Genomic DNA, 21,990 nt, shown 5'->3' with positions numbered 1-21,990 from the left:
TTAGCCCTCCAGGAAATTCTTGATGATGCGATGGCCCGGTAGTGTGAGTATGGACTCTGGATGGAATTGGACCCCTTCAATCGGGAATTCTCGATGTCGAACGCCCATTATCTCATTGTCATCAATAGCGTGGGCCGTGACTTCGAGGTCTTTCGGCAAGCTCCTTCTATCAGCCACAAGCGAATGGTATCTCGTAGCCTCGAAGGGGCTGGCTACTCCGCGCAAGACTCCTTTGCCATCGTGCCTGATCGGGCTCGTCTTTCCATGTCGGAGTCTTCTCGCTCGAACTATCTTTCCGCCGAATGCGTGAACAATCCCTTGATGTCCAAGACAAACACCTAGCGTAGGGGTTTCCCTGCTTACTTCTCGAAGGATTGCTGTGCATGCCCCAAAGTACCGAGGATTATCGGGGTTGCCAGGGCCCGGGGAGATTATGATCCTGTCTGGCGAAAGTTCTTTGACTCCTGCGACATCGACCTCATCATTCCGTTTCACAACAACCGTGTCACCGATCCCGCCAACACACTGCGCCAAGTTGTAGACGAAGCTGTCGTAGTTGTCGAGGATCAGAACCTTCACCGATCTTCCTCCTGGGCCTGATCCATCGCTGTGAACAACGCCGCTGTCTTTCTCTCGGACTCAATCCATTCCTGGTTAGGGACCGAATCGGCAACTATCCCTGCACCAGACTGGAGATAGCAGAAGCCGTCCTTGGCGCAAAGAGTCCGGATCGTTATTGCGAAGTCAGCGTTTCCATTCGCCGAAAAGTAACCAACAGCCCCCGCGTAGGGACCCCTCGCAGTTGTCTCCAGTTCCTGGATGATTTCCATCGCACGAACCTTCGGCGCCCCTGAAACTGTGCCAGCAGGAAAGACTGCTCTGAACAAGTCGAAACTAGTCGCGTTCTGTCTCAGCCGTCCCGTGACTCTCGAGACAATGTGTTGGACATGGCTGTAGCCTTGAACTCGCATGAACTCAGGAACCCTGACGGTTCCATACTCGCAGACTCTGCCCAGGTCGTTCCGGGCCAGGTCCACGAGCATAACGTGTTCCGCTCGTTCCTTCTCGTCCTGAAGCAATTCCGCTGCCAGTGCTTTGTTTCGCGCAGAATCCCCAGTGAACGGCCGCGTTCCCGCAATGGGGAAGCTCTCTGTGCTACGACCGATTTTCCGGGCCAGCATCTCTGGGCTGGACCCGACGATTTCTCTGTCGCCAAACTTGAGGTAGTACATGTAGGGAGACGGGTTGATCCTTCGTAGCGCCCTGTAGAACTTGAGAAGCGAGCCTTTGAACGGGATCTTGTATCTCTTTGAGAGAACGACTTGGAAAATGTCCCCTGATTCAATGTAGTCTTTGGCACGATTGACTCGTTCGCAGAAGTCTTCCTGATTTACGTTCGACTTCGGCCTGCCAAAACTGACCTGATCGCTGCCCAGAGAGTCTCGAAGAAATTCCTTAGCTTTTTCTATCCTGTTTTCTTCTCGGTAGAAGTAGTGTGTCTTGCCGCTGACGTGGTCGAAGACGATTCCGTCTTCAAAGAGTCCGAATTCTAGATCGGGGAACTCGTTGCCCTTGTGTCCCAGTCTGGGGATTCTTTCAAAAGAGCGTGCTAGGTCATAGGATGCGTATCCGACAAGGCCTCCTGCGTATCTTTCTCCTGGGTTTCTCTCTTTGATTGGGTCGTTGAGATTGGCTAGGCGGGTTAGAGGATCTTGGCATTTCTCGATTCGTCTTTCCGATCTTGGCCGGTCGAGAATCTCAACTTGATTTCTGGAGGTCCTGATGATCTTTTGCGGATCGAATCCTATGAGGGTATACCTGGTTAGGCGGCGTGGTCCCTCGACTGACTCGAGAATGAAACATGTTTCGCAGTTGTTTTTGATCGTTGCGAAAAGGTCGATCGGCTGTTTTCTAGCTTCCAGCCGAAGATAGTTCAGCCTGGTGGGGTGCCGTGTGAGTTGTTGTCCAAAAACTATACCCCATGGATGTCGCCTTTACCCTCTTTCCCGCATGTCGCTTTTATAGCTTGCGTGACCACTTCTGTACATTTGAGACAAGCCTCTTCTTCACGCCGCTCGCCTGTCTCGATCGAGTCTGGGCAATATTGGTGGCAACCTCCAGAAATTTCTGTTTCACACCGGGAAGGAAGGGGTTTAGCTGTTGGATTCCGACAATTGTGTCCCAGCTGTCAAGCAGGCTCACAATTCGAGCTTCGGTTTCTCTGAGAGATTGGGTTCGAGGTTCTCCTCCCATTCCATCGAGGCCTATTCCGAGGGCGATCAGTGTGAAGTGATGGAGGCCTTGAACATAGGCCATTGCTCGGTCGTGTTGTGCCGCGGACATTGTCTGGATCTTCGATCCGCTGGCTTGGAGTGCTCGGGACAACTTGGACCATTTCTGGCCAGATTGGTAGGATACGGCTATGATGGTTTGATCGTGAAGATGAACTGTGTTCGGTCCAAAGAGAGGGTGTAAACTCACGTACTCCAATCCCTTAGGGATTTTTTCCGCGATCCTGTCTGATATTCCAGTCTTGACCGACGAGAGATCTGTTAGCAGGCTGCCGGTTTTCATGAGTGATGCGGTTTCGGTGGCGACTCTGGCAGTTTCCTCCATTGGTACTGCTAGGATAACTATGTCTGAGGAGGCTGCGTCCAAGATTGTTCCGGGTTCGACCTCCATCTCCTTGGCCGCGGTCCGGGTCTTGTTTATCTCCCGGCCTGCTAGCTTGACTTTTGCTCCCTGAAGGCTGGCGTACCTTGCAAAGACGCGTCCCATCCCGCCTGTTCCGCCCACAACTAGAATTTTCGTCTGGTCGAGTCTCCTCGCGGACTTTTGGGGTTGGTCTCGCTGGGCTTGGAGGGTGAGAGAGAATATCTGATCGAATATTGGCCGTATGAATTTCGGATCAAGATCCCATGCCGCGGCGGCACGTCCTATTTTCCGGAGAATGTTTTTCTCTCGCTCGGGATCTCGATAGTCGAGCCCTCTCTGCTGTTTGATTCTGCCGAGGAGTTTTGCGTTCTCGTACCTGTTCTTGAGAAGTCGAACTATCTCTTGGTCGAGTTCGTCTATCTTATCTCGAATCCGATTCAGGTCGTCCATAAGCGCTAGCTCTTCATTACTCGAGGAATCATTCCGCCGCGGAGCATCAAATCCGCCAATCCTATTGCCACCATACTCTGGACGACGGAGACGGCCTTGGGGACTACGCACGGGTCGTGTCGGCCTTTGATCCCGAGCCTAGTTTCCTCCATCTGCGATACGTTCACGGTCTGTTGCTCCTTCCCAATCGACGAAGGTGGCTTGAAGGCGACCCGTAGTAGTAGAGGCATTCCTGTCGACATTCCCCCTAGCACTCCTCCAGAATTATTGGATAGAGTGACAACTTTCCCTTCTTTGATCAAGTATTGATCGTTGTTTTCGGAGCCCTTAATACGGGTCGCATGGAATCCGGCTCCAAATTCGACTCCCTTGACCGCGGGGATTCCGAAAAGTATCTTGGCCAGTTCGGAGTCGATAGCGTCGAATAGTGGCTCCCCTACGCCCACGGGAAGGTTCAGTGCCGTACATTCTACAACTCCGCCGACGCTGTCTCCGTCAGCCTTTGCGCTTATCACTGCCTGGCGCATTTTCTCCGCGACATCCGCGTCTGGGCATCTCATCGAATTCTCATAAGTGACCTTCTTCACAGCCTCAATGCTGGGAGGAATATCTAGCACAACCCCGTCAATGGCTTGAGTGTAGGCTAGAACTTCTACTGCAAAGGTGGAGAGGAGTTTCTGTGCGATGGCTCCTGCTGCTACGAATGCGGCGGTCATTCGTCCTGATAGTCTTCCGCCTCCTCGGTAGTCACTGAAACCTCCATACTTCACCTTCGCCGGATAATCCGCGTGTCCAGGCCGAACCACATCTTTCAGAGGCTCGTAATCCGATGATTTCACGTCCTTGTTCCTGATATGCAAAGTCACGGGAGCCCCAGTTGTATGGTCTTGGAATACCCCAGAGAATAGTTCCACGATGTCGGGCTCTCGTCGCGCAGAAACGACCTCCTTTTCTTGCGGGATCCTCAGGTCAAGCGGCCGTTGAATATCATCGACCCTCAATGGCAGTCCGGCTGGGCAACCATCTATGGTAACACCTACAACTGGACCGTGGCTCTCTCCGAAGCAGGTAACTACGAAGGCTTTGCCGACTGAATTACTCCACACTGAGTTGTACCCCCAATCTCGCGAGGTCTTGGAAGAATTCCGGGTAAGATTTCGAAACTGCTTCCGAACCGTGTATTATCGACTCTCCCTTAGCACCGAGAGAAGCGGTTGCACAGGCCATCGCGACTCTGTGGTCGTTGTGTGAATCGAGTGCACTCCCGATCAATTCTCCGCCTCCCTCAATCCTGACCATGTCGTCCTCAGCATGAATCTTGGCGCCCATCTTCCCTAACTCTGTTGGGAGGGACTGCAGCCTGTTTGATTCCTTGTAAACCAGCCTCTTTACGCCTCTGATTTCTGATGAGCCGTCCGCGAAGCATCCTATTGTCTCAAGAGGCGGGACAAGGTCCGGGCTGTCACTCGCGTCGAATTCGAATCCATCTAGTTCTCTCCTCCCGATCGTTAGAGCATCTCCATTCTGCTGGACTTCGAGCCCGATTTCGGGGGCGATTTTCAATATTGCAGAATCGGGTTCGAGTCCCTTGGAGCCGAGGCCGGATACGGTGATCTCGTCTCCTCCAATTCCGGTCGCGGCGATGAGGAAGGCCGCAGAAGAAAAATCTCCGGGAACATGATGAAACGTGGGCACGAATTTTTGCGGCGCCGGAATCCTAATCTTCTCATCAGATTCGTGAATGGAGATTCCATGCTTTCTTAACACGTCAATAGACATGTTCACGTAAGGGCGCGATTCCAGTGCGCCTTTGACGTTTATCGTGACGTCCCGGATCGCCAGTGGGGCTGCGAATAGGAGTCCGGAGATGAATTGTGAGCTGATGTCGCCTCGAAGCGTGACTTCTCCTCCCCGTAGCGGTCCCCTGGTCAGTACCTCGAATCCGTGGGTGTCGGAAGTTGTCTTAGCGGAGGCGCCTAGCGTGTTGACAGCTTTCACAAGCGGGATCAGGGGCCGGGAGGCCAGTCTTGAGCTAGCTGTTAGCCTGACCGTCTTCAGGGAAGTGGACGAGATTGCGGTCAGGAATCTTAGGGTGGCTCCCGAGTCACCGCAGTTGATAGGCCGGTTAGATGCTATCGGTCTCCTGACTCCGCTAGAAATTGTTCGGGTCTTCTTGACGATAACTTTCGCTCCTAACCGTTGGATCGCTTCAAGCGTTCGCTGGGTATCATCACAGTGCAATGGTCCTTCGATGACCGATTCTCCCTCCGATAATAGAGAGGCTAGAAACGCTCGGTGCGTGTATGCCTTCGAGCCGGGGGCCTTCACTTTTCCACGCACGGCTTGTGGACCCTTGATTCTAACTCTCAAGATTCGATTATCGCCGTTGTGAAGTTCGGATTTGCTTCGATTATTCGTCCCTCGAATTTCTCGAGCGCTTGCCGCACAGGCTCCAGGCTATTCTCGTCTACTATTGCAGTCACCGCAGGGCCCTTGCCGGATAACCCTGCCCCAAACGCTCCCGCCTCTATAGCTGAGAGAGCTGGACGAGGATCTTCTCCGAGGACGGATGACATCGCGAGACCGTTGAGAGTGAGGGCATCCCAGACGTGACCGTTACTGGCTTCACCGTAGGCTAATTCGGAGATCCGTCGAATAGGCGCAAATCTTGTCCGGTCCAACTGTCCTGTAAGGGTCTTGCGTGGTGGAACGAGTATGAGGATTCTGATGTCTCGTGGAACCTTGAGAATTTTCTCGACCTTCCTCCGCGCGTTATCGGTTAGAACTCCGCCGCCGTGATATGATGCGAAAGAATCGTCATATGCACCGGTGAGGCTTACCCCGGATTCGATGGATGCCTCGACGCCGATCGCAAGGAGGATGTCATCCTCTAGCTCCTCGTCCAAGGCGGCTACAGTTGCTAGCGCAACTGCGTTGGCCGCCGCGCTACTGCTCTTGAGACCTACAGAAGCTGGAATGCTAGAGGAAGTGATCACCTCTCCCTGCAGCTTCCTCCCGTATCCAAGATGCTCCAGGGTTTTCTGGACGACCGTGACTGAGAGCTTGTTCGATTCGCTTGGGTCAGAGGATACTAATCCGGAAATCTGGCCTGGCCCCTCTCGTAGGCTGACCTTCGCTCGGGTCCAAAGGTCTACGCCTAGGGCGCCTCCTTTGCCGGTTGAAAACGCGGTTAGAATGCTGATGGCTCCGTGCGAAAGAGCCTGCCCGGTACCTTTCATTTCCAATCCTTCCCCAGATAGTCGACGAGGGAAGATCGCATGAGAGCAAATGGAGCCGTCTCGTTGAGCCAGACTTCATACGACAAGGCGGCCTGGTGAACGAGCATCTCTAACGGGCTGATCATGCCGAAACGTGCAGGAACAGGTTCGCCGGGCTTGTCATAGACGAGATCGAAGACCCAGTTTGTATCTTTCAACCTGTTGATCGGGATCTTGAGTTGGGACAGAATGGTCGAGGTGTCTACCGGTGTCGCGTTTACAAGAAGGTCTGTCTTCTGGAGACAGTTCTCTAGACTATTCTTGGCTAGTTCGCCATGGGAAACCCTGCTGGAGCCGGTTGCGTTATCGACCAGCCCTCGTCCTTTATCCGACGTTCTATTGAGAATCGTGATCGTGTTGTTTTCTGTCGATAAACGGTGAACAAGAGCTCGAGCTGCTCCTCCTGCCCCGATCATCACTATTTTCTTGTTGTGGGGTTCAAAGCCATAGGATCTTAGCGCTCTGACCGCTCCCTCTCCATCAGTATTATATCCTACAAAGCCGCTCTTGGTTCGGGCAACCGTATTGACGGATCCGCTCTTCTCCGCTCCACCGTCAAGCCTGTCCAGCATCTCTACGATAGCGGTCTTGTGGGGCATTGTGACGTTGAAGCCGTCAAAGCCTAGAGTGCGGGCCGCGTCTACTGCATTTTTCAGGTTGTCTTTGCTGACCTCGAATGGCATGTACGCCCGGTTGAGGGATAATTTCTCGAAGGTCGTGTTGAATATGACGGGGCTGAGGCTGTGTGTTATCGGGGATCCGTAGAGTGAGTGGACCCTGGTGTCGCCTTTGATCATCAGCTGTCATTCCACCCCTAGCAATTCGTAGATTCTGCGGAGTTCCGCGATGGTCGACTGCCCAGGAGCGGTTTCCATTCCTCTCTCTAGTGAGGCGTAGGTGAAGTGTGCTCCGTAGAAAGGGGCTAGAAGTCTTGACCAGACTCCTGCTCGTCCCATGGCAAAGCTGACGAGCGGTGAGTTCTGATGGTTTGTTTTCAGCAGACTGAGGATGGTGAGATTGTCTTCTGGAATCTGCGCGGTAGTGACGATCTTGCAGACATCCGGTTTGAATTTCTGGAGCTGCACAAGGGTCGAAGTAAGTTTCGCAGAATCCGGGGTTCTGAAGTGATCATGGTGAGATAGTATGATCTTGGCGCCTCTGTCTCTAAACGTCTTAATGATCCGGTCCAGCCTGCTCGTGGTCAGTTCCAAATCTACGTACTGGAATCCTCCCTCCACCGCCTCCATCAGAATCTTCAACCGTTCAGCTTCGGATCTGTCGAATGATCCTTTCTCCGATAGTGGCCTGTTGGTTCCGATGATCGGGCGTTCTACAGCCCGAGCTATCTTTGTGAGTCCGTGGTAGCTACGGAGCTTATCCAAGCGAACTTCTACGAGATCTGCGGAGAGTCTCTCGGCTCTCTGTGCTCTTCCCAATAGCTCAGGGGTGTCGGTTGAGGAGATTGAGACGCAGACTTTGGGGTTCACCTTTCGATGATCATCTCGTCTACTACTTTTGTTCCAAAGTGTCGCCCGCCCTCTTCGAATCGGACAAGCACCTCATCGCCAGCCTTGATTTCTGAGACTGGTTTGGACCCGCCTCTCGTGACCAGACGGACAGTTTCAGCATTCTGAACTATCGTCGTGAGCCTTTGACTCCCGATGCTCGCCTCGACGAGAATCATCGGCCTGCGTTCGATCTTGACTCTCGCAACATCAACGCTCCTGGTCCTTCCGCTCTTGTCGATGAGGAGCACGGTTTCCCCTGCTGATAGCTCGGAGAGATAGCGTGTTTTTCCACTAGCCGTTAGAACGTATGATGAGACGGGGCCAGCGTTTACCCTGAAAGGTCGTGGGTTCACGTGAGGGTTGGAATGTACCTCCCCCTCCACTAGGAAGAGTGCTTGCGAAGAGGAACCAGTCAATAGTCCCTCGCCGGCTTCGAGGATCTCAGTTGTGTCTACACAGACTCGTGCCCCTGTTCCAATGGGCTTCACTCCTGTAACCCGGGCTATTGAGAGCGAGACGTCCTTGGATTCTCCAAGTATCAAATCTCGGGTTTTCAGAATCTCGTTTGTGTCGTGGGAAGCAAGGGCTATTCCATCCGCTCCCAACTCAAGAGTCGAGAGGGCTATCCTGCTCTCGACAAAACTTGTAGTTCTGGCAACAAGTTTTGAATGTCCCTTTGCTTCCGCGATCAGGTTTTCGAGTGGAATAACTTTCCAGTTGGGACAGTTGACCAGGAGATAATCAGGACGCAGCTCCAGCGCCTGCGATATTCTTTCCAGATCCTTCTGATCACCGATCGTAGCCTCAAGCGCCACAGGAGTCCTGTTTTTCTTGGCGCTTGACAGTTGATCAAAGTTTGATGTGACGAGAATGTCCATTCCTCCTAGCCGCGAGGCGATTCTCGTTGCGACTCCAGGAAGCTTGATGTTAGTGAGGATGGTGTGAGGTTTGGCTTCATTGACCATCTTGCGGATGGCTTGTGCAGAAAGGTCTGGACTAGGCTCTAGCCAGAATTCTTTCAGTTCTTTCACCTAGGATCGAGAGCGCTTGCGCGGGGCTGCTTCCACTGTGGACTATCTCGACGAGTGCTTTAGTCATCAGGGTCGGCTTGCGATGCTGGAACACGTTTCGCCCAATGGATACTCCGGCAGCTCCTGCTTTGATCGAGTCTGAGACGAGCTGGAGAGCTTCGGATTCGCTCCCTGCTTTGGGCCCGCCAGCTACGACCACTGGTGCTTTGACGCTCTTGATGACGCTTCGGAAGCTGTCAATATCTCCTGTGTAGTTTGTCTTGACGATATCTGCTCCCAGCTCGTAACCGAGTCGGGCTGCATGGCTGACCACTTCGTAACTGTGTTCGTTCTGGATTCCAGGCCCTCTCGGGTACATCATCGCGAGGACTGGCAGACCGAGGTCATCGCTCTCGTCTAGTACTCGCGAGAACTGGTCGAGCATGTCTTGTTCGTGTTCGGATCCGACGTTGATGTGAACCGATACTGCATCCGCGCCGAGACGAACGGCTAGTTTGACGCTTGATACTTGCACTTTCCAGTTGGGCTCTCGGGTTAGTCGTGTGGCGCCCGAGAGGTGGAGTATGAGGCCCGTTCCCTGGGTGTCAACTGTCTTGGCTATGCCAGCGTGGACGAGAACGGCGTCGGCTCCTCCTATGGCCACGTTGTCAATCGTCTCGTTCATATCAGCGAGTCCTTCGATTGGTCCGATTGATACTCCGTGGTCCATCGGTATGATGACGGTCTTGCCGTCTTGTCGGAATATTCGCCTGAGTCTACGGGTTTTTCCAGTTTCCATCTTTCCAAGATCACTTGATTAGTTTCTTTGCTAGGAGGAGTTCGGCGTTGAGGATGGAGCATCCAGCTCCGCCGCGGACCAGGTTGTGGCCAAGGGCCATGTACTTGACACCGTTCAACGCTGGGTCTCTCCTTACACGTCCAACCGTTACTGTCATTCCGTTTCCCTCGTCCACATCGAGCCTTGTCTGAGGGCGATCTTCCTCCTCCCGGACAATAATCGGATACTCAGGTGCTGAAGGAAGCTTCAGTTGTTGAGGAGCTCCCTTGAACTCGCTCATCACCTTGATGACTTCGTTGGGTGTCGCGGCTGATCGTGTTTTGGAGAAGACTGCTTCCATGTGTCCATGGATGGTTGGGACCCTGTTGCAGCTCGCGGAGACAGTGATCCCGGCCAGTCTCGAAACGGTCCCGAGTATCTTGTTAGTTTCATGTTCTACCTTTTCCTCTTCGTTTCGGATGAACGGGATGACATTTTGCATGATGTCGAGGGATGCAACTCCAGGGTAGCCTGCGCCGGACACGGCTTGCATCGAGGACACGACGACGGTTTCGAGACCGAATTTGTCCTGTAGGGGTTTGAGGGAGAGGGTGAGGATCGCGGTGGTGCAATTGGGGTTGGCGACTATGAAACCGTCGGTCTTCATCCGCCGCTTCTGCTCTTCCACCATCTCAGCATGTTCAGGGTTTACCTCTGGATTCAGAAGCGGGACGTACTGATCCATTCTATGCGATGAAGCATTCGAGAACACAGGCATTCCCGCTTTTGCGAAATCTTCCTCTATAGGTCCTGCGACTTCGGCAGGTAGAGCTGAGAACGCCACATCAGGGTCGTCGAGAGCTTGTGGCTTGGGCTCGGTAAGTACGAGTTCTCCCAGCTCATCTGGGAGGTTTGCTTCTTTTCTTGATCCAATCGAAGCACCATATTCTTTGCCAACACTCTTGTCGGACGCAGCGACCGCGCTTACCTCGAACCATGGATGGTGGGCTAGCAGCTGGACGAACTTTTGACCCATCATGCCGGTTGCGCCGAGGACAGCTACCTTTCTCTTGATCACCATACTAGTTGTTCTCCAGTGAGGTTTTGATCAGTTTGCCAGCCCGTTTCCTTTCCTTCCAATCGACAAGGACGAGGACGGAGGAGGTTATTGTAAGGACGCCGAATATGTTGATGTTACTTGACCGCAACGCGTCGGTGATTCTTGCGACCACTCCAGGGGTCTCTTCCAAGCCTACTCCTTTGACTGTGATGAGGGCCAATCCCATCCTTGCTGCAAGCGCAAGACCCCGAGGATCGCTCGCGACTACGTCGTGGAGTTTGGATATTTGTCTTCGTAGGCTTGGGGTCTGGCTGAGGTACAGTATCGCGCTATCGCCGTCTTGCGAAATAGCGACAAGATTCATTCTGATGATCTTTGTAACTTTCCGGATAAGATCCGGATTCTGGGGCAGGTCTCTCCCTACCAGAGTTATGGAAGCTATTGGGTCTGGATTGTGAATTTTCACTTCAAGTTCGGGCAGCGGTCCACTTGTAATCCGTGTTCCTTGTGCGTCGAGTCTTCCTGCCGTGCTGGGTATGACTCGAATGTTGATCGCGGGGTCTTTGTATCGCAACGCTTTTCGATGAATGAATTTTGTTCCGCTATCAGCGATTCCAACCAACGCTTTCATCTCGATGGTTCTGAGAACATGCGGGTTACTGATCAGGTTGGGGTCGCCGGTGAGAATTCCTGGCGCGCTGGTTACCAGAACAATCTCATCTGCTTCGAGTGCGGTGGCGAGGAGGAGGGCCGTGGTGTCGCTTCCTCCGCGGCCAAGTGTGGTGATTCTTCCGTCTCTGGTGCGGCCGATGAAGCCACCGATCACCGGTATGAGTCCGTCCTCGAGTAGGGGTTTCACATGTTTCCTTATTCGTTGAACACTTGCGGTTTTCAACGGGTTGGCGTTTGAAAAATCATGGTCGGTTATGATCGGCCAGTCTCGATCTGCGGGGTCAAAGTGTCGGGCTTGTATCCCGCGCGCTTTTAACGATGCCGCGAAGATCTTGGCACTCGTTCTCTCACCCATCGCGAGAATATCGTCTCTGTCTGTCTCTACGATTCCAGCACCGTGGTTCGTTAGTTCGAGAAGATCGTCAGTAGTTCTTCCGACAGCGCTGACCACGACAACAAGTCTGTTTCCCTTGGAATATTCTCTGGCGACCGAGTCTGCCGCGAGAGTGATCTTATTTCCGCTCGATAGGCTGGACCCGCCAAATTTGGCTATGATTAGGCGGCGGCGTTGACGCGCTGGCAAAGACTTGTTGGGTTCGTGTCCCAGCTTCGTCGTTGTGAGCGATAGAGTCTGATTCTGGCGCTTAGACCTGGAGGAGGGTCTCAGGAGCGGGTCTATGCCAGTAAAGATGACCACCCATCCCCGTTCACACCAGAGATATCATCCAATTGTCCTGCGTCTTATTTAGCGTTATGGAACAGCGTTCTCCACACGTCCTCTCTTAAGTTGCACGAGGGTATGAAGCTGGAATCGAGTCTATACCTGTCTGTAGGCGGGTCTAGATGCTGGCTCCGATTATCATTAGGATCAAGGCGACTCCGAGCAAGGCAACCCCCAATCGTCCCGTTATGCCCATTCGTCTCTGGAGAGCGGCTATTTGCGCCGCCATTGGGTCTTGAGTTGATGATTGACTTTGAGGTTTTGGGATTTGCTTTGTTAGGGAGATGAATTTCCGGCCAGCTGGGACTAGGACTCCCAGGGCGATTATCAGAACCACGAGGCCGATCACAGCGCCCGCCTGGATGTAGATTGATCCTGATGGACTTGGGGCGAGCGAGGTTGCCGTCTGGGTTATGTATCCGTAAAGGATGAGTCCCGCTACTATTGCCAGGATTGAGCTTCCGGTAATGAACCTGAGATACTTGGGGAGGGCAGACTGGATGAATTCAGCTCTGGAGGACGGGGACATTCTTGAGAGTGAGGGAATAATGACGGACACGAAAAGCGCGGCTCCTCCCATCCATGCAACTATCGCGCCAACATGGATAACCAATAGAACGAGGAATGCAAGGTCGGCAGCCATACGCTGGAACCGGCAAGGGTGTCGAGGCGCCTGGTTATTATGATATGCCAGTCGAGTATCCATTGTACCTTTTTCCGTAGAGAACATAGAATCGGTAAGCGAGGCTGGCTGGGAAAATGGAGGTATCGACTGAATTCAGGCCCTGAAATCACTTCTTTCAAACACGTTTTTTGGGAAACGTTTTCTGGAACCGGGTTTTTGGAACGGTTTTCGATACCGGTTTTCTGATACAATTCTTGAAATCGGAAATGTGACTTCTCGGGGCCCCCCGGGTCCTACTCGAATCTCGCGTCAGCTCCCTCACAATCGGTCCAAGAACTCTTAATGCCAACCCGACCCCGTATTCCATCCATCCTTGTGTGGAATATTCGGCTGCATACTCTACGACGGCAAAGAAGCAGCTCCCTTAATCCACGCTGCTCTCAAACGACTCGAGTATAGAGGATACGATTCCGTAGGCGAAGTAACCATTGCGGATAAACAGCTCACGATAAAGAAGGACAGCGGACGACTTGACGAGGTTCACGCGAAATACAACCTTGACGATCTCCCCGGACCGGTAGGCGTTGGACACACCCGCTGGGCAACACACGGACGCCCAGTCAAAGAAAACTCTCACCCGTTGGTCGACTGCAAATCCCGGATCGCTGTCGTCCACAACGGCATCATAGAAAACTATCTCGACCTCAAGCGCGAACTCGAAACCAAGGGCCACAAGTTCGCCTCAAGAACGGACACCGAAGTTGTGCCGCATATGGTTGAAGAATATCTCAGCCAGGGGCTCAGTCTTGAAGAGGCTTTCAGGAAAACTGTCAATCGGCTAGAAGGAGCTTACTCCATAGTCCTAACGAGTGTGGAGAAACCGAAAACGATTCTGTGCGCTCGCCAGGAGAGCCCATTGGTCCTGGGATTAGGAGATGGAGAGTACTACTGCGCGAGCGACATCGCGGCCTTCCTCCCTCTAACACGAAAGGCATTGATTCTAGAGGAAGGAGAAATGGCCATTCTCGATCCGAACGGGATCAAGATTCTCAGAGCGAAAAACGGGGTTGCCGTAAAACGTGATGCCATCACGATTACCTGGGACCCAGAGTCCGCGAAGAAACAGGGCTTCCGTCATTTCATGCTCAAGGAAATCCACGAGCAAGTTCACACGATAAGAGATGCGATGGGGACCCAGGAGATCTACTACGATCTTCTCGCCAGCAAACTGATGCAGGCCGATAATGTGTTCGTCGTTGCGTGCGGAACCTCATACCATGCCGGTCTCGTCGGAGGACAAGCCCTAATGAAACTTGCAGGAATGAACGCGCGGGTGGTGGTCGCATCAGAGTTCTCAGACGAGGCTCTCGACCTCGTCGACTCCAAGACAGTGGTCCTCGCAGTAAGCCAGTCAGGCGAGACGATGGACACTCTCAATGCGGTTAGGGACGCGAAGGCTAAGGGAGCCTCGATCGTCAGCATAACAAATGTCCTCGGTTCCACCTTGATGCGCTTGTCCGACGTCTATATTGGACAGAACGCTGGACCGGAGATCGGGGTCGCATCAACAAAGGCTTTCACCTCGCAAGTCACTGTTCTGCTCAGACTCGCGATTGCGATCGGTAGAAAGAAGGGCGAAGTTTCATCGAAAGAGATCAGCGCGCTAGAAGAAGCACTGCACCGGACGCCTGCATTGATCCAGAACCTTCTGAACACGAAGGTTGAGGCCGTGAAAAAGATCGCCGAGAGTTGTAGCGGTGCGTCGAGCATCTGCTTCCTGGGTAGAGGAATCAACGTGCCAACATCCTTGGAAGGACGCTTGAAGCTGTTGGAGCTGAGCTACATCCCTGCAATGGCATACCCCGCTGGCGAAAGCAAACACGGTTTCATAGCGCTCGTCGAAGAAGGATTCCCAGTAGTATTCGTGGCGCCAAAGGACGAGACTCACAAGAAGATTATCGGCAATATCATGGAGATGAAGGCCCGTGGAGCACGGATAATCGCGATCATAGAAGAAGGAGACGAGGAGATTAGAAACCTATCCGACGACGTAATTGAGATACCGGAATCTCTACCATCGCTCGCAACTCCAGTCGCCTACGTCGTTCCACTACAACTCCTAGCCTACTACATGTCTGTAATTCTAGGTCACGACCCCGACTATCCTAGAAACCTGGCCAAAAGCGTCACTGTTGAATAGTCACCCCAGGGTCGCCCTTGATGGATGCCACTGAAGAACAACGAATGCTTGAGGACAAAGTGAGCAAGGCCTTGGAAGAAGCGAGAGTCAAGCTCGATGTGGCTCTGGAAAATCTTTCCAAAGTTGAGAAAGACTCCGAGAAGAAAGTCTGGCTTGCTGAGGAGGCGGCCGAATACAGCAGTCTCTTGTACTCTCTTACCTACGGTCTCGAAGACGTGGACCCACCAGTCCCAGTGAGGAGGAGGAACGCCGAGCCTACGGCTCTAGTCAAGGAAGCATCGGACGCGTTGCACCAGGCAACAGCTCTTCGTGCCAAATCTTCTCTTGAAGGGTATCAACATCTCCGGACATCAGTTTACAAGCTGAGAGAAGCGCACCATATTCTCGACAAGGCTGCCACGAAAAGGCGCTAGTCTTTAACTAGAGGTTGGGCTCGCGCAAGCCCTCTCGCAGGCGCTTCCGCATGTTTCGCTCAGTAGTCTGCCTCGCAGGTGGGGTAGGAGCAGCCCGTTTCCTGGACGGGCTTGCGCAAGTCTTTCCGCCTGAAAAGGTAACAGCAGTCGTTAACACAGGAGACGACCTTGACTACCTCGGGGTCCACATCAGCCCTGACATTGACATTGTAACGTATACGCTTGCGGGAATTGTTGACAAGGAAAAGGGGTACGGGATCACTGGGGACACTTACAATTGCATGACACAACTGGAACGATACTCAGCTGAGACATGGTTCCGTATCGGAGACAGAGATTTCGCGACCCATCTACTCAGAACTGCCTTCCTCCAACAAGGATTCAGCCAATCGGAATTGACCGAGAAAATTCGAACTATGCTAGGAGTGAAGGTCAGAATTCTGCCCATGACTGACCAAATGGTGGCTACGAAGATCAAGACCTCCGCCGGACTCTTGGATTTTCAAGAGTATTTCGTCAAGAGAAAATACGAAGATAACGTAGAGGACGTAAGCTACGAAGGAGCAAGCATAGCGATTCCTGCCCCAGGAGTTGCTGAATCGATAGAGGAGTCAGAAGTCATAATCCTCTGCCCAAGCAACCCCATCCTCAGCATCGGACCCATCCTCGCCGTACCCGGAATCCGGAACGCCCTAGCGAAGACGAAGGGCCGAATCCTCGGGATTAGTCCAATCGTTGGAGGGAGATCGATAAAGGGCCCCCTAGATCGAATCATGCGCCACTTGGGATTGGAGGTCTCTCCATTTGGAGTGGCTCAGCTCTACAAAGGACTCCTGAGAGGCTTCGTCATCGACGATGTTGACAAGGCTGTAGCTCCGAACATTACCGGGCTTGGAATGAAAGTTGCCTCAACACAGACAATTATGGACTCATCCGCCGCCAGAGCGCGATTGGCAGAAGATACGTTAAAACTGGCGGAAACCCTTTGACAAAGAACTTCGCGATCATTCCTGTTAAGGGCCTCATCGATAGCAAAAGCAGGCTTTCCCAATCCCTTAGCCCAAAAGACAAGAAAACACTCATCATCGCTTTGTTGGAGGACGTGCTGGCCGCAGCCGAGGGATCCGAACTTTTCAGTCGAATCCTAGTTGTTTCTCCGGACCCGAATGTTGAGAAGGCGGCCAACTTGCGTGAAGGATCATTTCTCCGCCAGGAAGGACAAGGGCTCAACGCAGGTGTCCGACAATCAACGCTTTTTGCTCTCACGCAGAAGGCGTCCTCTGTGGCCGTGATCCTTGCAGACATTCCGCTTCTGGAACCGAGAGACCTGAAAGAACTGTACTCGCTCGGAGACTCAGTTCCTATGGTCGTCTTATCTCCGTCGCTGAAGGCGGGGACAAACATCATGGTTCGAGAACCTCCCAACGTTATTGACCCATCCTATGGAAGATGGAGTTTCAGCACTCACCTTCGAGCAGCTCAGAAGAGCGGGGCCGTTGTTTATTCCTTCTCGAATCCCCGCTTGTCTTTCGACGTTGACACCCCGGAGGATCTGATCACCATGAGGAGAAAGGACCCTCTGGCAAAAACACACACGGGTGGATGTCTTGAAGAAACAGAATTGCTTCACGCCATACCACAAAGCGCCCGATAGAGCAATCCAGACCCTCAACTCAATTGTGGGTAGAAACTCTTTTATGAGTAGAACCTAGCCGGCGGCGCCATGACCGTCCAGAGGGTCAACGCTTCGAGAACCACCTCACTTACCGGGGCCGCGGTGTTCGGTGCGTTGGCAGCGGTAATTGCCTTCCTCATTCAGATACCCTATCCCGTTCCGGGATTTACGTTTCTTCAGCTCGACCTTGCGGAGATTGTAGATGTTCTCGCGTTTCTGTTGTTTGGACCCGCAGTAGGCTTACTCACGACTCTAATCCATTATTTGGTCCTTAATTTCCTGCCGACGGCTTCCCCCATATTCGGACCTTTGCTCAAGTTGTTCGGCGTAACGAGCATGCTCCTTGGAATGTGGTTGGGATACGGAGCGTATTCTCGCATTCTCAAGCGGAAAGGCGGGGTGCTAACTGGATTCGGCATCATGTTGGGAACAGGCGCCATACTAAGGGCAATCATCTTGACGCCAATTAACTACGCGTTTCTGATTTTCGTATTCGCACCCAACACAGTTTTCTCAGCTTCATTCCTAAGTTTCTACTTCGTTGGACTGGCCTTTTACAACGTCATACAAACTGTGTTGGCCGGACTTGTCCCCTTCTTGGTTGTAAAGGCTCTTTCGAGAGTTGCCCCGAATTTGGAAGTTAGAACCTGGTTCGCCAGGATGAAGCCAGCGAGAGCGGGACCAACTCGGGAAACCCCTTAGATTCGCTATCTTCTAGCTTCGACGCGCCTGAGTTTCTTGGATTCAAGCACTGGTTGAACAGCCATCGACTCATTGTTTCTCCTTCGGTCAATAATGTCCTCTTCTCCGGGTCCGGTTCCAATCAAAGTAACGGAGACTCCGGTCTCTTGCTCGATCCTCGAAATGAATTCTTTGGCTCGTCCATCGAGATCTTCCAGCCGCCGGGTCCCCTTGGCGCCAGGGAACAGCACGTCGAGTTTGGTCAATGCGATCTGTGTTGCGCCGTTGAGTTGAACAGCTCTCCTTGCGAGTTTGAAATCGAAAGGTGCGGCTCTTCTCTCTCTCCCGGTAACCGTTCCAAACTCCGTCCACCCGCGGCGCGCAACTTCATCACGATCTAGTTGTCCCTCTAGGGGTCCTTCTCCTACTCGTGTTACGTAGGCCTTGAAGATGACAATCACATCGTCAACTTGAGTGGGACCGACGCCAACATCGGCGCATGCCGCAGAGGCGGTTGTATCTTTGGAGGTGACGTAGGGATATGTTCCGTGATACAGGCTGAGAAAGGTGCCTTGGGTCCCTTCAATCATGACCTTCTTGTTCTCAGAAAGCGCTTCCTGAATTTCTCCAACAGTATCGCCGACGTATGGTTTGAGGCTCGGAATCTGCTGAGCCAATTTCACCATTCTCAATGCTCGCTCTGCATTGCAAGCTCCAACCCCACTCTTTGTGGAGCCGACTTTCTTTGACAGGTGATCTGAACGTGATTCTTGCTCCTTGTGTCGTGGTTCAACGATTGCGCACTGGTTGTCGACTTCGATCCTGCGCTCCGAGTCGGTCAGGCGGAGTTCGTCGAGGAGCACGCTGGGGTCGACGGGGACCCCGGGGCCGACTAGAAGGCGGGTCGAGGGGTTGACAAACCCGCTCGGAATTAGCCTCAGCGAGTACTTGATACCACCGTGGATTACGGTGTGGCCCGCGTTGGGGCCGTTCCCGCCCCGAACGCATATGTGGGGTTTATCCTTCATCGCCAGATAAGCGGCTATCTTCCCTTTTCCCTCGTCCCCGAAGAATCCGCCAACAATAACCGTGCAGGGCAACAGGTATCCACGCAGCGTAGAACTGCGGTAGAATAAGACTTTTGAAATGACTCTCTGAAAACTAATTTCTGATCTAGGATAGAGCTTCGAATCTAAGTGAATGTGCCCTGAAAAAGGTAGAGAGTGCGGCAGCAGCGGCCGCACAATGGTTTCGCTTACGGGTCGTGAGAGTGTTCGTAGCCAGGGACCGGGTGCGGTAGGTACGGAAACACTGACAGAAACGGTGTGCCGTTGGGCGGTTGGACGGGATTCCCCGTGATTCCTTGTGAAACGAGACTTACGGCACCATCCGTTGTGAAGTTCTTGTCCACTAGAGGCAGAGTGGCGCCTGCTATTGCCTTGACTTCTACATCCACTACATCATCTAGGACTCTTCTCCCGTTGGGAAATCCTGCAGGGTCTCCCCCGACGAGTCCTAGCCGGTTGGGGTTGGTATTGTTTGGAGGTATTGCAAGGTTCAGGCGGAGATAGTCTGCTTGGAGGGGTCCTGTGAAGTTTTGGAACCCTGGAATGATGCCAGCGGGTATTCCTGTTAGAAGTATTGCTATGAGATCTGCGCGGGCCTCAGTAACTGCTGCCAGGTTCGGGAACACTCCTGGGTAGAGCACAGGGAGCAGCTTTTGGAGTTCGGGTGTCTGGTAATATTGGAGGAATTGGGAGTCGAACCTTGGAAGAGACGTGTTCCAGAAATCTTTCTTGCCTAGTGGGATTATCACTTCGTTGATCAGTGGCATTCCCAACCGGGACACTTGTGTGAAGGGTCCGGTCACGACTCCATCAGGTTCGTCGTCGCCCGATCTGGCGCTGTCTCCATCGTTTGGAAGGATGGCTGCCTTTCGTCGACTTGCTGATGCCCATATTCCAATCGTTGAGTTCTTTCCTAGCGGATCGGTGGGGGTCGATCCGTCGGATGTTAGTTTGCTCCTAGCAACTTGTATCGCGATAGTATGGACGTTGAACCCCTTTGTTGCGTCGACTCCTGGGGCCGCGGTTGTAGGTATGAGGTGGAAGTTCTGGACCGGTCTAAGAGCTCCGAGGTCGAATATTGATCCAAGGTCTACGAAGAATGCTTCGTCTCTCTGACCAGCGAATACGGTCGAACCGTCGCTTAACGTATTGATCGCCGCGTTTGCTAGGTCTGTATACTTCGGTGTCGACCGTGGTCCAATGTTGACTGGTGGGGTTGGGAGGTCGGTTCCCTGGATCGTGGATCTGCCTTTCCTGCGGGGTCCGACTACCTTTGTGACCGAATAGAACTGTTTGACGTTCCATGATGAATCGGTGAGGGACCCGATCGGTCCGGTGGCGTAAAGGAAAGTGTTCGGATTGCCGATCTTGGTCTTGAATCTGAACTGGTAGGTTATGTCTTCTATTCCGTCGCCATTGTTGTCTATCACTATCTCGTAGAGAACGTCGTCCCCGAATGTGTTGAAGTTGGGGCCACCAGCGGGTTCCTGCAATGGAATGTAATTGGCTAGAATGGTTGCTGTGTCAGGCTTGTCCGGGCTGATAAAGGCGTAGAGGTCGGTGTTGTCTGCGACCGGGTCCTTGGAGATCTTAGGTGCTTCTCTATGAGAGGTCAAGTTCTAGTTCCCTTCTCGCAGCTTTTCTGCGATCTGAGCAGCTAACCCTGCATCCTTCACTTTCACCGAAACCAGTCCGTTCATGACTGTTAGCTGATCACCACTTACAGAAGCGACAATGGGCTCCGGGCTATTGTTAGCCGCAGGCGTTTTCGCTTGCTCTGCTGGGACCGGGATTTTGCCTATGAGGGCTGTGGCACCTGCAGCCACAGCGGCAGCGCCGACACCGAATTTCAGGAAATCTCTTCGGGATATCTTGTTGCTGTAGTCCGCTTCGGACTGAACTTTCTCGTCAGTCTTCTTGTTATCTTTCAAGGATTTCTGGTCGACATGGCTCCGATTGATTTTTAACGGTTTTTCCAAATCTGCCCGGAATCTAGCCCATATTCTATCCAAAGATAGCTATCAAGGACGTGCTTCCAGAGTAATCGATAGCTTAGCCATGCTTGGCGGACAAATGCGGGTATAGCCCGCTATGCCGCTGGCCAACAGCGCGAAGCTTCTGCACGATCCGACGATTTCTGGAAGGGTGGTAGTGAGAGGAGAGGTACTCCCGCGCTCTATTTCCACGTCACTCTTAGTAGATTTGCCAAGGCTAGGGCTTCCCCCACGTTCACGAGGAGCATGTAGGTCGAGGCTTGATCCACAAGAGTGCCGGCTGAACTCACGTTTTCGAAGAGAAAGAGCCAGAAGACCAGAATTGCCAGGTTTAAGACTACAAAAAAACTCCCAAAGAGAACTAGACCCATTGTGAAAGAAGACTTGACCTTTCTATATGTCCCCAGATAAATCGCCAGCAACGCAAGGGTCATTGCTATGTTCGCAAAAGCGGCTATGGCGCTAGCCCATAGTGCAAAACCCAAGCTCGCTCACTTACTCCACATTTGTTTCGTTTATCTTTCTTCTTCCAATTTTACTCCAAATCTCGTCGAGGATTGGAAGAGCTTCCTCCATCTTGGGGGTAAGAAAGAGAACAGCACCATACGATCCCTTGTTCGAGGGAATGATCAGCCCATTCTCTTCTAGAACCCCAACATGGTGCTGGATGGTTTTGTAGTCAACGCGGAGGATCTGCGCGAGTTGATTTGCGTTGCAAGGACGATTCTGCAGTGCCTTAATGATCTCAGCCCTGCTAGGTCCTCCACGCGTTCCGGCGAACAGATACCACAGGAGTCGTTTGAGGTATTTCTCGCCGTAGAGAGAGACCCTTGGGTCTTCTCTTGACGTGGTTTGTAAAAATGGGATCTTATGAAGGAGTTGACCAAGTTCAGAAAGCGGTTGCGACTTTATCATTATCATGAGTCTACCCTGAGATTGTCAGGCGGGTCCAGTTGAATTCCTTCTTTGGTCTCGTCATAATATTTCTCCGAATGTCTCAGTGAGGTCGGACTTTCGTCACGACCTTCCTGACTCAGTCATAAAAGACCATGGTCGTAAGGAAATTCGGAAGGATGAGATTCGGGCGGACAGTGTTCTATCATCAGCCCGCCCGATGTCGTTCGTCATTGCGTCGGCTGAGAACGCTCCGTCCGCGTGTTTTGCGGAAATTCATCATCTACTGCGAACCTCGAATCAGGCTCT

At 52.7% G+C, this 21,990-nt stretch carries 23 protein-coding genes; 5 read left to right on the top strand and 18 right to left on the bottom strand.

Annotation, left to right across the window (positions count from 1 at the left end):
* The 13 genes from VGS11_06060 to VGS11_06000 all read right to left on the bottom strand — a co-directional run bounded on the left by VGS11_06060 (position 1) and on the right by VGS11_06000 (position 12,838).
* Entirely contained in the window at positions 1-579 is a 579-nt protein-coding gene (locus tag VGS11_06060; GenBank protein ID HEV2119652.1) for an aminodeoxychorismate/anthranilate synthase component II, read from the bottom strand.
* Positions 576-1,436, bottom strand: a complete 861-nt coding sequence (locus VGS11_06055; GenBank protein HEV2119651.1) for an anthranilate synthase component I family protein — start codon at positions 1,434-1,436, stop codon at positions 576-578. The genes VGS11_06060 and VGS11_06055 overlap by 4 nt, the downstream gene beginning before the upstream one ends.
* A gap of 583 nt (positions 1,437-2,019) precedes the next feature.
* On the bottom strand, positions 2,020-3,105 hold the full coding sequence (locus VGS11_06050) for a prephenate dehydrogenase/arogenate dehydrogenase family protein (GenBank protein ID HEV2119650.1): 1,086 nt from the start codon (positions 3,103-3,105) through the stop codon (positions 2,020-2,022).
* Between the two features lie 5 nt (positions 3,106-3,110).
* Positions 3,111-4,211 carry a chorismate synthase gene (gene aroC, locus VGS11_06045; GenBank protein ID HEV2119649.1) on the bottom strand — a complete coding sequence of 367 codons (1,101 nt, stop codon included), beginning with the start codon at positions 4,209-4,211 and terminating at the stop codon, positions 3,111-3,113.
* Positions 4,201-5,475 carry a 3-phosphoshikimate 1-carboxyvinyltransferase gene (aroA, locus tag VGS11_06040; GenBank protein HEV2119648.1) on the bottom strand — a complete coding sequence of 425 codons (1,275 nt, stop codon included), beginning with the start codon at positions 5,473-5,475 and terminating at the stop codon, positions 4,201-4,203. Before aroA ends, aroC begins: the two co-directional genes overlap by 11 nt.
* A complete protein-coding gene (locus VGS11_06035) occupies positions 5,472-6,344 on the bottom strand; it encodes a shikimate kinase (GenBank protein HEV2119647.1) in 873 nt (290 codons plus the stop codon). Before VGS11_06035 ends, aroA begins: the two co-directional genes overlap by 4 nt.
* Positions 6,341-7,180, bottom strand: a complete 840-nt coding sequence (aroE, locus tag VGS11_06030; GenBank protein HEV2119646.1) for a shikimate dehydrogenase — start codon at positions 7,178-7,180, stop codon at positions 6,341-6,343. The genes VGS11_06035 and aroE overlap by 4 nt, the downstream gene beginning before the upstream one ends.
* Before the next feature lie 6 nt (positions 7,181-7,186).
* A complete protein-coding gene (gene aroD / locus VGS11_06025; protein HEV2119645.1) occupies positions 7,187-7,870 on the bottom strand; it encodes a type I 3-dehydroquinate dehydratase in 684 nt (227 codons plus the stop codon).
* The gene (locus VGS11_06020) at positions 7,867-8,922 is read right to left on the bottom strand and encodes a 3-dehydroquinate synthase II (protein ID HEV2119644.1); all 1,056 of its coding nucleotides are present in this window, start codon (positions 8,920-8,922) and stop codon (positions 7,867-7,869) included. The genes aroD and VGS11_06020 overlap by 4 nt, the downstream gene beginning before the upstream one ends.
* Positions 8,888-9,700 carry a 2-amino-3,7-dideoxy-D-threo-hept-6-ulosonate synthase gene (locus tag VGS11_06015; GenBank protein ID HEV2119643.1) on the bottom strand — a complete coding sequence of 271 codons (813 nt, stop codon included), beginning with the start codon at positions 9,698-9,700 and terminating at the stop codon, positions 8,888-8,890. The genes VGS11_06020 and VGS11_06015 overlap by 35 nt, the downstream gene beginning before the upstream one ends.
* A 10-nt stretch (positions 9,701-9,710) precedes the next feature.
* Positions 9,711-10,754 (bottom strand): aspartate-semialdehyde dehydrogenase, encoded by a 1,044-nt coding sequence (gene asd / locus VGS11_06010; GenBank protein ID HEV2119642.1) that lies wholly within the window; start codon positions 10,752-10,754, stop codon positions 9,711-9,713.
* A 7-nt stretch (positions 10,755-10,761) separates the two neighbouring features.
* Positions 10,762-11,994, bottom strand: a complete 1,233-nt coding sequence (locus VGS11_06005) for an ACT domain-containing protein (GenBank protein ID HEV2119641.1) — start codon at positions 11,992-11,994, stop codon at positions 10,762-10,764.
* A 256-nt stretch (positions 11,995-12,250) separates the two neighbouring features.
* The gene (locus tag VGS11_06000) at positions 12,251-12,838 is read right to left on the bottom strand and encodes a hypothetical protein (GenBank protein ID HEV2119640.1); all 588 of its coding nucleotides are present in this window, start codon (positions 12,836-12,838) and stop codon (positions 12,251-12,253) included.
* A 292-nt stretch (positions 12,839-13,130) separates the two neighbouring features.
* Between VGS11_06000 and glmS the strand changes: the two genes are divergently transcribed.
* From glmS to VGS11_05975, 5 genes are all read left to right on the top strand, one after another.
* Positions 13,131-14,957 carry a glutamine--fructose-6-phosphate transaminase (isomerizing) gene (gene glmS / locus VGS11_05995; GenBank protein ID HEV2119639.1) on the top strand — a complete coding sequence of 609 codons (1,827 nt, stop codon included), beginning with the start codon at positions 13,131-13,133 and terminating at the stop codon, positions 14,955-14,957.
* Positions 14,958-14,977: 20 nt separating this feature from the next.
* Positions 14,978-15,370 (top strand): hypothetical protein, encoded by a 393-nt coding sequence (locus VGS11_05990; protein ID HEV2119638.1) that lies wholly within the window; start codon positions 14,978-14,980, stop codon positions 15,368-15,370.
* 50 nt (positions 15,371-15,420) lie between these two features.
* Positions 15,421-16,359: a 2-phospho-L-lactate transferase gene (gene cofD, locus VGS11_05985; protein ID HEV2119637.1), complete on the top strand. Its 939-nt coding sequence runs from the start codon at positions 15,421-15,423 to the stop codon at positions 16,357-16,359.
* On the top strand, positions 16,356-17,024 hold the full coding sequence (gene cofC / locus VGS11_05980) for a 2-phospho-L-lactate guanylyltransferase (GenBank protein ID HEV2119636.1): 669 nt from the start codon (positions 16,356-16,358) through the stop codon (positions 17,022-17,024). Before cofD ends, cofC begins: the two co-directional genes overlap by 4 nt.
* Positions 17,025-17,093: 69 nt before the next feature.
* The gene (locus VGS11_05975) at positions 17,094-17,747 is read left to right on the top strand and encodes a hypothetical protein (protein HEV2119635.1); all 654 of its coding nucleotides are present in this window, start codon (positions 17,094-17,096) and stop codon (positions 17,745-17,747) included.
* A gap of 5 nt (positions 17,748-17,752) precedes the next feature.
* On the opposite strand, the gene VGS11_05970 is transcribed toward VGS11_05975, so the two are convergent.
* The 5 genes from VGS11_05970 to VGS11_05950 form a co-directional block, all read right to left on the bottom strand.
* Positions 17,753-18,826, bottom strand: coding sequence for an adenylosuccinate synthetase (locus VGS11_05970; GenBank protein HEV2119634.1), 1,074 nt, complete (start codon positions 18,824-18,826; stop codon positions 17,753-17,755).
* Between the two features lie 155 nt (positions 18,827-18,981).
* Entirely contained in the window at positions 18,982-20,409 is a 1,428-nt protein-coding gene (locus tag VGS11_05965; GenBank protein ID HEV2119633.1) for a DUF4331 domain-containing protein, read from the bottom strand.
* Positions 20,410-20,412: 3 nt separating this feature from the next.
* On the bottom strand, positions 20,413-20,724 hold the full coding sequence (locus VGS11_05960) for a twin-arginine translocation signal domain-containing protein (protein ID HEV2119632.1): 312 nt from the start codon (positions 20,722-20,724) through the stop codon (positions 20,413-20,415).
* A gap of 245 nt (positions 20,725-20,969) precedes the next feature.
* Positions 20,970-21,272 carry a hypothetical protein gene (locus VGS11_05955; GenBank protein ID HEV2119631.1) on the bottom strand — a complete coding sequence of 101 codons (303 nt, stop codon included), beginning with the start codon at positions 21,270-21,272 and terminating at the stop codon, positions 20,970-20,972.
* Between the two features lie 10 nt (positions 21,273-21,282).
* On the bottom strand, positions 21,283-21,708 hold the full coding sequence (locus VGS11_05950) for a winged helix-turn-helix domain-containing protein (protein ID HEV2119630.1): 426 nt from the start codon (positions 21,706-21,708) through the stop codon (positions 21,283-21,285).
* Positions 21,709-21,990: the final 282 nt, after the last annotated feature.

Source organism: Candidatus Bathyarchaeia archaeon (assembly GCA_035935655.1).
In the GTDB taxonomy this organism is placed as follows: domain Archaea; phylum Thermoproteota; class Bathyarchaeia; order 40CM-2-53-6; family 40CM-2-53-6; genus 40CM-2-53-6.
The sequence above is the reverse complement of the archived record's forward strand: the minus strand, read 5'-3'. Positions and strand labels throughout refer to the sequence as shown.

What these genes read in the sequence shown, in the direction of transcription:
- VGS11_06050 (HEV2119650.1), bottom strand. Translation starts at nt 3,105, where the DNA reads ATGGACGACCTGAATCGGATTCGAGATAAGATAGACGAACTCGACCAA.
- VGS11_06035 (HEV2119647.1), bottom strand. Translation starts at nt 6,344, where the DNA reads ATGAAAGGTACCGGGCAGGCTCTTTCGCACGGAGCCATCAGCATTCTA.
- aroE (HEV2119646.1), bottom strand. Translation starts at nt 7,180, where the DNA reads ATGATCAAAGGCGACACCAGGGTCCACTCACTCTACGGATCCCCGATA.
- VGS11_06015 (HEV2119643.1), bottom strand. Translation starts at nt 9,700, where the DNA reads ATGGAAACTGGAAAAACCCGTAGACTCAGGCGAATATTCCGACAAGAC.
- VGS11_06000 (HEV2119640.1), bottom strand. Translation starts at nt 12,838, where the DNA reads ATGGATACTCGACTGGCATATCATAATAACCAGGCGCCTCGACACCCT.
- VGS11_05990 (HEV2119638.1), top strand. Translation starts at nt 14,978, where the DNA reads ATGGATGCCACTGAAGAACAACGAATGCTTGAGGACAAAGTGAGCAAG.
- cofD (HEV2119637.1), top strand. Translation starts at nt 15,421, where the DNA reads ATGTTTCGCTCAGTAGTCTGCCTCGCAGGTGGGGTAGGAGCAGCCCGT.
- VGS11_05975 (HEV2119635.1), top strand. Translation starts at nt 17,094, where the DNA reads ATGACCGTCCAGAGGGTCAACGCTTCGAGAACCACCTCACTTACCGGG.
- VGS11_05950 (HEV2119630.1), bottom strand. Translation starts at nt 21,708, where the DNA reads ATGATAATGATAAAGTCGCAACCGCTTTCTGAACTTGGTCAACTCCTT.